Annotated in this window: 8 protein-coding genes; 1 reads left to right on the forward strand and 7 read right to left on the reverse strand. The window is 58.7% G+C overall.

What is annotated here, in order from left to right; genetic code table 11:
* Positions 1-6 precede the first annotated feature (6 nt).
* From VSQ83_RS17775 to VSQ83_RS17800, 6 genes are all read right to left on the reverse strand, one after another.
* Positions 7-297, reverse strand: a complete 291-nt coding sequence (locus VSQ83_RS17775) for a hypothetical protein (protein ID WP_019823410.1) — start codon at positions 295-297, stop codon at positions 7-9.
* A 67-nt stretch (positions 298-364) separates the two neighbouring features.
* Positions 365-1711, reverse strand: coding sequence for an N-succinylarginine dihydrolase (gene astB, locus VSQ83_RS17780; RefSeq protein ID WP_326397504.1), 1347 nt, complete (start codon positions 1709-1711; stop codon positions 365-367).
* A 148-nt stretch (positions 1712-1859) separates the two neighbouring features.
* Positions 1860-3326: a succinylglutamate-semialdehyde dehydrogenase gene (gene astD / locus VSQ83_RS17785; RefSeq protein WP_326427734.1), complete on the reverse strand. Its 1467-nt coding sequence runs from the start codon at positions 3324-3326 to the stop codon at positions 1860-1862.
* Complete coding sequence (astA, locus tag VSQ83_RS17790; RefSeq protein WP_133077314.1) at positions 3323-4360, reverse strand: arginine N-succinyltransferase; 1038 nt, start codon at positions 4358-4360, stop codon at positions 3323-3325. The genes astD and astA overlap by 4 nt, the downstream gene beginning before the upstream one ends.
* A 55-nt stretch (positions 4361-4415) precedes the next feature.
* Positions 4416-5435: an arginine/ornithine succinyltransferase subunit alpha gene (gene aruF / locus VSQ83_RS17795; protein WP_133077313.1), complete on the reverse strand. Its 1020-nt coding sequence runs from the start codon at positions 5433-5435 to the stop codon at positions 4416-4418.
* Positions 5436-5603: 168 nt separating this feature from the next.
* Positions 5604-6824, reverse strand: a complete 1221-nt coding sequence (locus VSQ83_RS17800) for an aspartate aminotransferase family protein (RefSeq protein WP_133077312.1) — start codon at positions 6822-6824, stop codon at positions 5604-5606.
* 471 nt (positions 6825-7295) lie between these two features.
* Here VSQ83_RS17800 and VSQ83_RS17805 point away from each other — a divergent pair, with 471 nt between their 5' ends.
* Positions 7296-12395: an NEL-type E3 ubiquitin ligase domain-containing protein gene (locus tag VSQ83_RS17805; protein WP_326427278.1), complete on the forward strand. Its 5100-nt coding sequence runs from the start codon at positions 7296-7298 to the stop codon at positions 12393-12395.
* Positions 12396-12397: 2 nt separating this feature from the next.
* On the opposite strand, the gene argR is transcribed toward VSQ83_RS17805, so the two are convergent.
* The gene (gene argR, locus VSQ83_RS17810) at positions 12398-13378 is read right to left on the reverse strand and encodes a transcriptional regulator ArgR (protein ID WP_133077309.1); all 981 of its coding nucleotides are present in this window, start codon (positions 13376-13378) and stop codon (positions 12398-12400) included.
* Positions 13379-13448 lie beyond the last annotated feature (70 nt).

Here is a 13448-nt window from a genome sequence, read left to right on the forward strand (position 1 = left end):
CCTTAATCAGTGGTTGCAGTCTGGACCGTGTACGTGGCCATCTTCACCGTCTTCTTCAATGTCTGCCGGTTCCATTTCCAGTTGCAGGCTGACAAGGTTAGTCGCCAATGGACGCAGCAGCAGGTTGGCGTATTCGGCATCGCCTTCTTCAACATCAACACCGATCAGCAGTTGGCCACGGCCGTCATGCTGGATCCACAATTCCTTGCCCTGCCACATCACGGCAACGCGGGTGCAAGAGGTTTCCAGTTGAGTGCCATCGGTGTCTTCAAGGATCAGCTTCAGGGTATCGGTCATTATTTCGCTCTCATTTGGAGGTGAAGGTGCGTGCCACAGGTTAATAATCCCTCAGGCACGCAGCCGTTCAATTGATCTGGAAGGGGTAAACCGCGCCCAGTTTAAGGATTTGCGTCAGTTCATCCAATGCCGCGCGGCATTCAAGCAGCAATTGTGGATCAGCCAGGTCACTTTCGCGCAGAGCATCGCGATAATGTTTGTTCACCCAGGCCGTCAGGGTGTCGTACAGCGCCGGCGTCATGATCACGCCGGGGTTGACCGCCGCCAGTTCAGCTTCATTGAGCGCTACACGCAACCGCAGGCACGCCGGGCCACCACCGTTCTGCATGCTTTGCTTGAGATCAAACACCTTGACCTCACGAATCGGTCCGCCAGCAGCGGTCAGCCCTTGCAGGTATTGCCAGACTCGCGGATTGGAGCGGCACTCTTCAGGCACGATCAACAACATCGAACCATCTGCACGGCTCAGCAGCTGGCTGTTGAACAGGTACGAACGCACTGCATCTTCCACCGCCACCTGATCGCGCGGCACGCTGATCGACTGGAAATTGCCGCCACGTGCTGCCAGCTTGCCATGCAGCTCGGCCAGCATTTGCTCGGTGTTGAGGAACGCATCCTGGTGATGGAACAGCAACTCGCCATTACCCACTGCGATCACGTCGTTGTGAAACACGCCCTGGTCGATGACCGACGGGTTTTGCTGAGCGAATACCACGCCCTCTTCGCTCAGGCCGTGCAGACGCGCCACAGCCTGTGAAGCTTCAAGAGTCTGGCGTGCCGGATATTTTTGCGGTGCCGGGTAGCGGCTGTCGAACGCACTGCGCCCGTACACAAAAAACTCGACACCCGCTTCGCCATATTCACGGCAAAAACGCGTGTGGTTGGCGGCGCCTTCGTCGCCAAACTGAGCCACTGCAGGCAACGCAGCATGGTGCGCAAAGTGTTGCGGGTCGGCGAACATCGCGCCCAACACGCGACTGGTGGTCGGATGCTCGATGCTGCGGTGGTATTTGCAGTTGAGGTTGGCTGCGGTGAAGTGCACGCGGCCATCTGCGGTGTCGGCACTTGGGCTGACCGTCGCGGCATTGGCCACCCACATGCTCGATGCCGAGCAACTGGCTACCAGCAATGGCATGGCTTCTTTGGCGGCGCGCTCGATGACCTGAGCGTCAGTGCCGCAAAACCCCAGACTGCGCAGACCCGCGACATCCGGGCGCTCTTGCGGCGCCAGCACGCCCTGGACAAAACCCATGTCCATCAGCGCTTTCATTTTTTCCAGGCCCTGCAGCGCGGCTTCCTTGGGGTTGGAAGCCTGCTGGCTATTGCTCTGGGAGGCGACGTTGCCAAACGACAAACCGCCGTAGTTATGGGTCGGCCCCACTAAACCGTCAAAATTGACTTCAAAGGACTTCATCAGCGAGGCTCCGGAAAACGGTTGTTATAGACACGAAAAATGCACTTCTGTAGTCGCTGCCGCAGGCTGCGAAGGGTTGCGGAGCAACCCGTTTTCTTGAAACCCCACCGATCCCTTCGCACCCTGCGGCAGCGACTACAAAGCCCGCTTACATCCGCACGCCCGGGGTCAGCGCAGCAGGCAAGGCCAGCGCCGGCGCTTCCAGGGATGCCACCGGATATGCGCAATAATCCGCCGCATAATAAGCACTGGCGCGATGATTACCCGATGCTCCGATACCACCAAACGGGGCACTGCTAGCTGCGCCCGTCAACTGCTTGTTCCAGTTCACGATCCCTGCACGGCTTTCAAGCCAGAACTGCTGATAACGTGCTTCGGAATCCGACAACAAGCCTGCCGCCAGACCAAACACGGTGTTGTTGGCCTCGGCAATGGCCGCGTCAAAGTCGGCGTAGCGAATCACTTGCAGCAGTGGCCCGAACAGCTCTTCATCCGAGCGGTCGCTGACCTCTGTCACATCGATAATGCCCGGCGTCAGCAAGGCCGCATTGCTGTCAGGCTGATGCATTTCCAGCAAGGCCACGGCGCCCGAACCCAACAACACTTCCTGCGCATCCATCAAGGCACGCGCTGCGCCCAGGGAAATCACCGACCCCATAAAGGGCGCTGGCTGCTGGTCAAAAGCACCCACTTCGATACGTTGGCTGACTTCAACCAGACGCGTCAGCAGGCTATCGCCCCAGGCGCCTTGCGGCACCAGCAAACGGCGGGCGCAGGTACAGCGTTGCCCGGCGGAGATAAACGCCGACTGAATGATGGTGTACACCGCAGCATCCAGATCCTCGACCTGATCGACCACCAGCGGGTTATTGCCGCCCATTTCCAGGGCCAGGATCTTGTCAGGGCGACCGGCAAACTGCTGATGCAGCGCATTGCCAGTACGGCTCGAACCGGTGAAGAACAACCCGTCGATACCCGTGTGCGCCGCCAGCGCGATACCGGTTTCACGGGCACCTTGCAGCAGGTTCAGCACCCCGGCTGGCAACCCGGCTTCGATCCAGCACTTGACCGTCAGCTCGGCGACTTTCGGGGTCAGCTCACTCGGTTTGAAAACCACGCTGTTACCGGCCAGCAACGCCGGAACAATGTGCCCGTTGGGCAGATGCCCCGGGAAGTTGTACGGGCCAAACACGGCGACCACGCCATGTGGCTTGTGACGCAAAACGGCGGTGGCATCACCCAGCGGGCCGCTCTTTTCACCGGTACGCTCGCGGTAGCTCTGTACCGAGATCGCCACCTTGTTGATCATGCTGGTGACTTCGGTGGCCGACTCCCACAGGGGCTTGCCGGTTTCTTCACCGATGCAACGGGACAGTTCGTCCGCGTGGCTTTTAAGACTTGCGGCAAACGCTTCGAGCACGCTCAGGCGCTCTTCAAACGTGCGCCTGGCCCAGGCCGGAAATGCCTGGCGTGCGGCCTTGACGGCGGCATCTGCCTGCTCGGCATTCGCGCCATTGCCTGTCCACAGCACGTGCTGCGTCACCGGGTTCAGCGATTCAAAGGCTTCGCCCTGCCCGTCCTGCCAGATGCCTGCGATGTACAACGTGCTCATTATTTCGACTCCCGTGGGACAACTGGCTGGGCAGACAACGCAACAGCGCGCACTTGATCGCCCGCCGTCAGTTGCAAGCGTTTGGCAGTCAACGGATCGACCACCAGAGTGCCCGCAGCCAGGCGCGCAGGAGCGGCCGTGATGCGGCAATCTTCGCGCTTGCGGTTGTGCATCAGGTAAGGCGTGGCATCGTCACCCGGTGTGCCGATCGCCAGCACCAGCGCTTCGCTGTCGCGTACAGCGCGGATTTTGCTGGTTTCACATTCAACCGCCGGGCCTGCGTCGAAAATATCGACGTAGCCCTGATAGCTGAACCCTTCGCTTTTAAGCATGTTCAAGGCAGGTTCGGTGTGGGTATGGACCTTGCCGATCACCCCACGGGCATCTTCAGACAAGAAGCAGGTGTACACCGGGAATTTGGGCATCAACTCGGCAATAAAAGCCTTGTTGCCTACACCAGTCAGGTAGTCCGCCTGGCTGAACTCCATTTTGAAGAAGTGCCGACCCAGGCTTTCCCAGAACGGCGAGCGCCCGGCTTCATCGGACATGCCGCGCATTTCAGCAATGATCTTGTTGCCGAACAGCTCAGGGAACTCGGCGATAAACAGCATCCGTGCCTTGGCCAGCATGCGGCCATTGAGACCGGTGCGGTAATCGGCGCTCAGGAACAACGAACACAGTTCCGAGTTGCCAGTCAGGTCGTTGGCCAGAAACAGGGTTGGAATTTCGCGATAAATATTCAACTCCTGGGAGGCGCTGACGGTCAGGCCCACCCGGAAGTTGTACCAGGGCTCACGCAGGCCAACGGCACCGGCAATGGCGGAAATACCCACCACCTTGCCTTCGTCGTTTTCAAGCACAAACAGATAATCCGCATCGCCGCGCTCGGCTTCGCCACGGAAGGTTTTTTCAGCCCAGGTCACACGATGCAGCAAGCGCTCTTCGTTGGCCGGCAAGGTGGTCAGGCCGGTTCCGGTGCTGCGTGCCAGCTCAATCAGGGCCGGTAAATCGCTGTTGCGTACAGGACGAACGATCATGCTATCTCCTCAAACAGGGCTCGCTGACGAACCCCGCGAAACTCGCTCAAACGCGTTAAACCGCCACGACTCGTACGCTGGCACCTTCGCCAACGCCCAGTGCTTCGGCCGCTTCCAGATCCAGCGTGACCGGCTTGCCCGGTGCCCAATCCAGCTCCAGCAACACCGCGCGGTAATCCTGCAACTGGGCATTGGCCACCAGGTACTGGCGACCGCCACCTTTGCTCAGCGTGCCGATCTTGACCGGCACCACACGGCTTTGGGCGATTGAGCGAATACCCGAGACCCGCGCATGCAGGGTTGGGCCGCCGTCGAAAATATCGATGTAATGATCGGTCTCGAAGCCTTCGCGCATCAGGATGTCGAAGGTAATCTGCGCCCGCGGATGAACCTGCCCCATGGCTTCCTGGGCAGTGTCTGGCAGCAGCGGCACGTAAATCGGGTAATGGGGCATCAGCTCGGCGAGGAAGGTGCGGCTTTTGAGCCCGCACAGGCGCTCGGCGGCGGCATAGTTCAAGTCGAAGAAGTTGCGGCCAATGGCGTCCCAGAACGGTGAGTCGCCATTTTCGTCGCTATAACCAACAATTTCGGTCACGACAGAATCGGCAAAGCGTTCCGGGTGGTTGGCCACAAACAGCAGGCGTCCACGGGAGTTGAGTTCCGACCAGGCCGAACCCACCAGCTGCGGGACCACATAAAAACTGGTCAGCAGGCTGTTACCGGTCAGGTCATGGCACTGCGAGAGCACGTGGATCTTGTTGTGAATCTTCAGCTCGCGGGAGGCATGCACGAAGGTCTCGTTACGGAAGCTGTAAAACGGCTCCGAGTAACCGGCCGAGGCCACGATCGCCGAACACCCCACCAGCGTGGAGGTGGCGGTGTCTTCAAGGACGAAGAAGTAGCTCTCTTCACCGTTGAAACTGACTTCGGCGGCAAACGAGGTTTCGGACGCAGCGATCTTGTCGCGCAGGCGTTCGATATCGTCCGGCAATGAAGTGACACCAATCGGGCTGTCCGCAGCCAGACGCTGTACCTCGCCCAGATCAGCCATTTGCGCAGGGCGCATCACCAGCATGGTGTCACTCCTTAAATCCTTGAACTACATAGAGGGGGTGTGGAGCGGGCTTGCTCGCGATGGCATCAGCGCGGTTGTGCAGACAGACCGCGGTGCTGCCATCGCGAGCAAGCCCGCTCCCACATTAATTCGGTTCGACGCCCGGCAAGCCGGGCGTCGAGGTCACACTCAGGCTTGCGTCAGATTCTTTACGGCGCGTTCGAAGCGGTTCAGGCCCTCTTCGATATCGGCTTCTTCTACCACCAGGCTTGGCGCAAAGCGCACCACGTCGGGGCCAGCCTGCAAAATCATCAGGTTTTCTTTTTCGCAGGCGTTAAAAATGTCTTTGGCGCGGCCTTTCCAGGCATCGTTCAACACGCAGCCGATCAACAGGCCCATGCCACGCACTTCAGTGAACAGGCCGTATTGCTGGCCGATCTGCTCAAGACGGGTTTTGAACTGATCGTGTTTGGTTTTGACGCCAGCCAGCACTTCAGGGGTGTTGATCACATCAATCACCGCATTGCCCACCGCGCATGCCAGCGGGTTGCCGCCGTAGGTGGTGCCGTGGGTGCCGACAACCAGATGCTTGGCCAGTGCTTCGGTGGTCAGCATGGCTGCGATCGGGAAACCGCCGCCCAGGCTCTTGGCGCTGGTCAGGATGTCCGGGGTCACGCCGTAATGCATGTAGGCAAACAGCTGGCCGGTACGGCCCATGCCAGTTTGCACTTCGTCGAACACCAGCAGCGCGTTGTGCTCGTCGCACAGCTCGCGGGCGCCTTGCAGGTATGCCTGCTCGGCTGGCAGCACGCCGCCTTCACCTTGAATCGGCTCCAGTACCACCGCGCAGGTCTTGTCCGAAATGGCCGCTTTGAGTGCGTCAAGATCGTTGAACGGAACGTGGGTAATGCCGGTGATTTTCGGACCAAAGCCGTCGGAGTACTTCGACTGCCCGCCGACGTTCACGGTAAACAGCGTACGACCGTGGAAGCTGTTGAGTGCGGCGATGATTTCGTACTTCTCGCTGCCGAACCGATCAAAGGCCACACGACGGGCCAGCTTGAAGGCGGCTTCGTTGGCTTCGGCACCGGAGTTACAGAAGAACACACGCTCGGCAAAGGTCGAGTCCACCAGCTTTTTGGCCAGGCGCAGCGCCGGCTCGTTGGTGAAAACGTTGGATACGTGCCACAGGGTATTGGCCTGCTCGGTCAGCGCGCCGACCAGTGCCGGATGCGCATGCCCCAACACGTTAACGGCAATGCCGCCAGCGAAGTCGATCAATTCACGACCGGCCTGGTCCCACACTCGGGAACCGGCGCCGCGCACAGGAATAAAGGCTGCAGGCGCGTAGTTGGGAACCATGACCTGATCGAAATCGGCGCGTTGCACCGGGGCTTGCTCAACGGACATCGGAGTCTCCTGAAGAGGAACGCCTGCCTAAACTGGCGAGCGATGGGAGGATTGTAGGGACACACGGGGGGCACGCCTTGTCGCCAAGCGACAACTTCTTATAGCGCCCAACCATGATTTTCCAAGGCATTACGACAATGCGACATATTCCGTCACAAAGGCGCAGTTTAAACGCTGAGGCACTTTTACGGCAGCACTCTGGCGTTTTGTTTGCGCGAAAAGCGTGAGCGTTTCCAGAGCGGCTTAGGCGGACCGCTTTCGGGTGCCAAATGTGTATCGGCTGAACGCTGTTTATTGATCGGAACCCCAGTGGGTTGAGCAGGTATTTGCGCTTTTTTTCAGTCCCGGGCTGGCCGATCTTGATGGCCACTCTTCGAGGCAATTACACGGTGTCGACTTGGGCCAGGGCCTGGGCAACGACGCCAGGCTAATGCGCACCCTCTTGTTCCACTCTCTGAAAATGGACTCATCATGAGCAGCATTCTCGAAACCCCGCCGCCCCCCGAACAGCTGTTTCACTACAGCCCTCACTTCACCCATGTGAGCAAGGCCCTTCCGAGCTGGGCAGGGCACTTGAAAACGCCCGATTTGCAGCGTCTGAAAACAATCAAACCAACCCTGCACCGCTCCCTTGCAGCCCTCACCGCCACTCAAAACCGCACCTTCAAAAACACACTGACCGAGCGCTGGGCCGCGCACGGCGCTGTGAACCAGCAACTTGAGCACATCCTCGATGTGCGCGCCTTTGCCGAACCGTTGCTCAAGCGACTGATCAAGCAACGCCACGGCCTGGACCTGGACGTCAACCAGATCTACATCAACCTTTACACCCCTACCTACCTGCCAGTGATCGGCCTTCTGGACAGCGGCTCTACAACCTGGCGCGCGTCGTTACTGGACGCCGCCCTGCACAACTTTGAACTGCATGAAACCTTGCCCTATGCCTACGAGCCTGACTCCGGCTATATCACTCGCCCCGACGAGCTGGGTCATTACAAACTCAGGGACGATATCACCGAAAAAATGCCGGTACTGGCCTTCACCGCCCTGTGCCGCGCACTCAACCTTGGCGCCCGCTATGACGCTCATTTGAGAACCCATCTGGGGCTCAATGACCGTGCCAGGCAATTACGGCTAAAAACCACCCTGGGCGAATGCCATCAGGCCGATCTCAAGGCTGACCTGCTCCATGGGGTTCTCACCCGGAAAATGCACGCACCCCTGTACGAGTCTTTGAATGGCTTTATGAGCGGCACGAGCGACAAGTGGCTGACCTACAGCCTCTCGGTGTGCGCATTGGCGGCAGAGGGACCGGTCATCTTCATTCCCGAGCATCAGCGCTCCATTGTGGTGTACCTCCCCCACGATCCGCTGCACCCGATAAAGGAATACTCATCCATCGGTAGCTTTGTTGAGCACCTGACCGCACGCCTGAGCGCTGACGACTACCAGCATTTCTTTCGTCGTTTCATCCCTCACGAGCATCTGGCGACGTACTTTTCAGCATTGAAAAGAACCTACTTCCACATCATCACCGACACCCCCAATGCCCCCGACCTGGAAGACCGCGACTTCGGGGTCGGACAATCCCTGATCCCGATCGACAACCCCCTGCTCGATTGTTCGATTGAGCCGATCACTGAAGACCTGTGGGAAACCCTCTACAGCAGAAAGCTGGCCAGGATATTCAGTGACGCCAAGAGCATTGCCGTCTCTACCGACGCAGAAGACCGCAAGACCCGCCAGGATCGACTGGAGCGCTGGAAGCGCATCGGCCTGGCCCTGTTCAATGCGGCAGCCTTTGTCATCGCCCCGTTTGTGCCGGTGGTCGGCGAGTTGATGCTGCTACAAATGGCCTATCAACTGCTGGATGACGTCTATGAGGGCGTGCACGACTGGGTGGAAGGCCAGACAACCGAAGCCTTCGAGCATTTGATTGCAGTGCTGGAAAGCACAGTACAGGCAGGGCTGTTTGCCGCGGGAGGACACATCGTCAGTGACCTGCTGCCAAAATCGTCAGCCTTCGTAGAGGGCATGACACCCGTGACGGGCAGCGACGGCAACACCCGCCTATGGAATCCTGACATCAGCGTCTACAACCATGAGTTGAATGTGCCCGACAGCGTAGCCACTGACGAACTGGGCCTGCGGCACCACAACGATCAAATGCTGCTGACACTCAACAGCACCGGTCTGGCTGAACACACCCTGGTGCTTGAGAAAGCCGAAGGCGCGCAACATTTCACCCTGCACCATCCCACTCGCCCGCACGCGTACCGGCCCAAAATCCTGCATAACGGCGAAGGGGCCTGGCTGATGGAGGGCGAGCGCCCGCAGACCTGGAAGGATGCCACCCTGATGCGGCGACTGGGGCATGCAACGGACGGACTCAGCGACACGGAGCTGCAAAACCTGCGACGTGTCAGTGCGACCTCCAATGGGGTCTTGCGCCGGGTACACATGAACAGCGAGAAGATCCCGCCCTTGCTCAAAGACAGCCTGACGCGCTTGAAGCTGCACAAACAAAACATCAAGGATATTGAGCATGTGCGCCAGGGCCTGACCACGTCAGAGAAGAGCAACTGGCTTGAAAGCCTGCCAACCGAGTTGCAAGGCTGGCCTGAGGAAAAGGCACTGGCCATCTACTCGGATCAAACTCTGTCCGGCCAGCCCCATGTGTACGGCAACCGTGACGCCCTGCCTGAAGACACGTTGAAAATATCCCAGGGCGAGGTCAAGCAGGGACAGCTTTGGCCACTGATTGTCGACAGCCTCGACTCAAGCCAGCTCAACGCATTGCTGGGCCCCGAGACCGTCAAGGCGGATGCCGTGAAAGCACTCCACGCCAAAGTGGCCGATTACGCCTATCAGCGCCGGGAAGATATTTTCAACCACACCTACGCCAAAGAGCGACTCACACATCGCCCCCAGGCCCGCTTGATTGAAACCGCCTTTGCGCAGCTTCCCGCCCCTGCGACCCAGGCCATGCTCGATACCGCCAGCACCCTTGAAAAGAAAGACTTGCTGATGGGTCATAACCTGCCGCTACGGATCAGGAACCTGGCCACGGAGCTGCAAATCCAGACAAGGATCGCCCACGCACAGGAGGGGCTGTTTGAAGAAGACCTGGTCAGCCCCGACGCCGAGAAAGCCGCCATTAACACGCTGAGAATGCACACCGACGCCATCAGCGACCTTAAGCTCGATGTTCGTGAATCAGTCGTGGACGGGGCTTTGCGCCATGCCCATCACCCGGAGGGGGCCAGTCAGTCACGAGTCATCGTGCGGCTGGGGCCGGGCAAGTACGAAGTTTATGATGAGCATGGGGCTTTGCTCCACCCGGCCTCGGGCTTCTACAGCGCCCTTCAGAAATCATTGCCCGAGACCAGCCTTGAACACGTGAGATCACACCTCAAGCCTGGGCAAAACTTCAAGCAATGGCTCATCGAAAAATACCAGCTCAACAATCAGGTGCGAACCGCCCTGGAGCTTGGTAATGCCAATCGCTCCGTGGCCCTGGAGACTGAAACGCTACTGCGCGGCATCGGCAGCAGTCATATAGATCCCAACTCCCCGTCCAGCCCCCTGAAAAACCAGGTCAGAGCGCTTTACCCGATGCGCGATGAGGCCGAAATCGGGCTGATAACCGCACGCATCAACACCGAACAGGCGTTGACCCAGCTCAATGTTCTTATGGATGAAAAAAACCTGTTGTTTCGCGAACTGGATGAGTGGGTACAGTCGCCACGCGCCAGCTCAGCATCAGACACCGACGGCCTCGAAATTCACGAAACCCGCAAATATGTCAGTGCCAGGATCAAGGACTCATGGCACACGGCAGATAAACCACACATCAATAAGGCCGGCAGAATCGAGATACGTGCAGTGCTCGACTTTAGCCACGCCGAGCTGGGCGCTATCGAACTCGACAGCCTGAACTTGAGCAGCCCCTTGCGTCATGTCGCCGGGCTGTTTCTCGATGATTGCCAGTTGTCGTCCTCCAGTGAAGAGTTCCTGAATCACTTTCCGAACCTGCGGGTGCTTTCTCTGGCGTCCAATCAGCTGGAACGCTTTCCACCAGCCCTGACCAGGCTGCGCCGACTCAGGCAATTGACACTCCCCAACAACAAGCTGGTGATGACCCGCGAGGCACAGGATCGTCTCAATGGCCTGACGCGGCTTTTGCATCTGGACCTGAGTAACAATCCCCTTGGACAACCTCCGGCCATTGGCCAAATGCCTGAGCTCCTGACATTGACCCTGAACAGAACCGGTATCACCCAGTGGCCAGAAGGCCTTCTTTCAGTGGGCAGGCCCCGAACCTTCAATTTGAGTCTGCTGGGTAACGAGATAGCAACAGTGCCTGATTACTTGCCCGAGTCCGCAGAGTCCTGGGTGGTCGCCAATACCCGTCTGGAGCGACAAAAACTCGATCTGGACAACCAGGACCGGATTATCCGGTACCGTCAGGCACAAGGCCTTGACCCCCATCGCACCTACCCGCCACGAGGCCTGGAAGGCAGCAAGTTTTGGCTCGACGACACACCCGCTGAACAGGCCTCGATGCAAAGCAGCTGGGATAACGTCGAAAAAGAGCACGGATCCCAGGGCTTTTTTGAAGTCATTTCCAGAATGGAAGTCCAGCCAGAGGTATTTGAGACCGAAAGTGACAGGATCAACTATGAAGAAGCTTGGGAGGATCTGGCCAGCAAAGTGTGGCGACTGATCGATGCCGCCCATAACGATACCCTTATGCGCGAAAAACTCTTCACCCTTGCCAGCGCCCCCACACATTGCGCGGATGCCGGGGCACAGATTTTCAATGCGATGGGCCTTGAGGTCATGGCCTACGAATACTACGAAGCAGCAACCCCTGCCAGGGAACTGAAAAACAACCTCATCACCCTGGCACGGGGCAAGGCCCGGCTGGCGAAAATCCATGATATCGCCCGCGCTGATGTCGCTCAGCGAGTAAAGCCTGTCAGCGAGGGCGGCCTGGGCTTGAGGTTCAGCTCTGAAGTCATCGATGGTGTACCCGGGACCGTGGATGAGGTCGAAGTACACACCGGCTATCAGGCTCGCCTGAGCTCCAGCCTAGAACTGCCCTGGGTGCCCAATTACATGGTGTACCGCCTCACCGCAGGGGTGGGGAACGCGGAGTTTACGCGGGCCTACAACCTGATCAAGGAGGGCGAAAAAGGTGATGGCCTGGTTAACCAGATCCTGGCAGAAGCGCCGTTCTGGGAAACCTACTTGAACAAAACCTATCCGGGACCGCTTGAAGACAACACACGGATATTCGACGAACGCGTGGACTGGCTAAACCAGTTGCTGGAACTACAAAACGCCTGGATCAAGTCACAGGAGCAACTGCAAAATCGCGATCCGGTGTTGAGAGCTTCGCTGGTAGAAATAGCCGCAAAACTGAAGGTCACTGAAGCTGAAGTGCTGACCCAAGAGCCCCTCAGCGACAGCCTGTATAACCGGATTTACCTGCAACTCGCCGATGAGCGCCTGGAAGTAAGCCGGAATATGACCCGCATCGCCCTTGCCCAGGCCAAGCGGCTCTGACTTCAGCCACGCTCGGCAGGAGCCGAAGACAACTCGAACGGGCTGCTGCTTCGGCGCTGATTGCGGTCTTCACGGGGTGTCGCGCCAAAGAAGTTGCGATACGCACTGGAGAAATGCGGCCCCGATGAAAAGCCGCAGGACAAGCCGATCTGGATAATCGACTTGCTGGTTTGCATCAGCATTTGCCGAGCCTTGTTCAGGCGCAGTTCCAGGTAATACTGGCTAGGCACGCGGTTGAGGTATTGCTTGAAAATCCGCTCCAACTGCCGACGGGATACGCACACATGCTGGGCGATTTCGTCGGTGGTCAGGGGTTCTTCGATGTTGGCCTCCATCAGCAACACGGCCTGGGTCAGCTTGGGATGGCTGGAGCCAAGACGGTTTTGCAGCGGAATACGCTGGCGCTCGCCACCTTCGCGGATGCGCTCCACCACCAGCTCTTCGGACACCGCACCGGCCAGTTCAGCCCCGTGATCGCGAGCCAGAACAGCCAGCAACAAATCGAGCACCGACAACCCGCCACAGGCGCTCAGACGATCACGGTCCCAGTCAAACAAGTGACTGGTGGCAATCACCTTGGGGAAACGCTCGGCAAAATCGTCCTGCCAGCGCCAATGCACTGCAGCACGATAACCATCAAGCAAACCTAATTGCGCCAGCGGATACACCCCGGCCGACAGCCCGCCAATCACACACCCTGCCCGCACCAGTTGCTTGAGCGCACTGCTCAAGGCCGGAGCCAGGGTGGTCGGGGGCTCATCAGCCAACAGGAACAGCTTTTGGCAGCCTTCAAGCTTGCCGTTCCAGGGCTCGCCGGGCAATTTCCAGGCGCCCTCGGGCGCAGGTTCTGCCTGCAGGAACAACAACTCGTAGACGACTTCAGGATGCACGCGCTGAGCAACACGCAACGCTTCCTCGGCCAGCGCCAGGGTCAAGGCTTTGGTGCTGGGCCAAATGAGGAAACCAATTCGATGGGCGGTCATAGCGTGCTATCCGGAACGAAAACGGGAATAAAACATGTGCACCTGACCTAAGCCAACTGCGCTGGATGCG

Source organism: Pseudomonas sp. DSV-1 (assembly GCF_035830915.1).
Classification (GTDB): domain Bacteria; phylum Pseudomonadota; class Gammaproteobacteria; order Pseudomonadales; family Pseudomonadaceae; genus Aquipseudomonas.

Coding starts and splice junctions, on each gene's coding strand:
- VSQ83_RS17775 (WP_019823410.1), bottom strand. CDS start 297: ATGACCGATACCCTGAAGCTGATCCTTGAAGACACCGATGGCACTCAA.
- astB (WP_326397504.1), bottom strand. CDS start 1,711: ATGAAGTCCTTTGAAGTCAATTTTGACGGTTTAGTGGGGCCGACCCAT.
- astA (WP_133077314.1), bottom strand. CDS start 4,360: ATGATCGTTCGTCCTGTACGCAACAGCGATTTACCGGCCCTGATTGAG.
- aruF (WP_133077313.1), bottom strand. CDS start 5,435: ATGCTGGTGATGCGCCCTGCGCAAATGGCTGATCTGGGCGAGGTACAG.
- VSQ83_RS17800 (WP_133077312.1), bottom strand. CDS start 6,824: ATGTCCGTTGAGCAAGCCCCGGTGCAACGCGCCGATTTCGATCAGGTC.
- VSQ83_RS17805 (WP_326427278.1), top strand. CDS start 7,296: ATGAGCAGCATTCTCGAAACCCCGCCGCCCCCCGAACAGCTGTTTCAC.
- argR (WP_133077309.1), bottom strand. CDS start 13,378: ATGACCGCCCATCGAATTGGTTTCCTCATTTGGCCCAGCACCAAAGCC.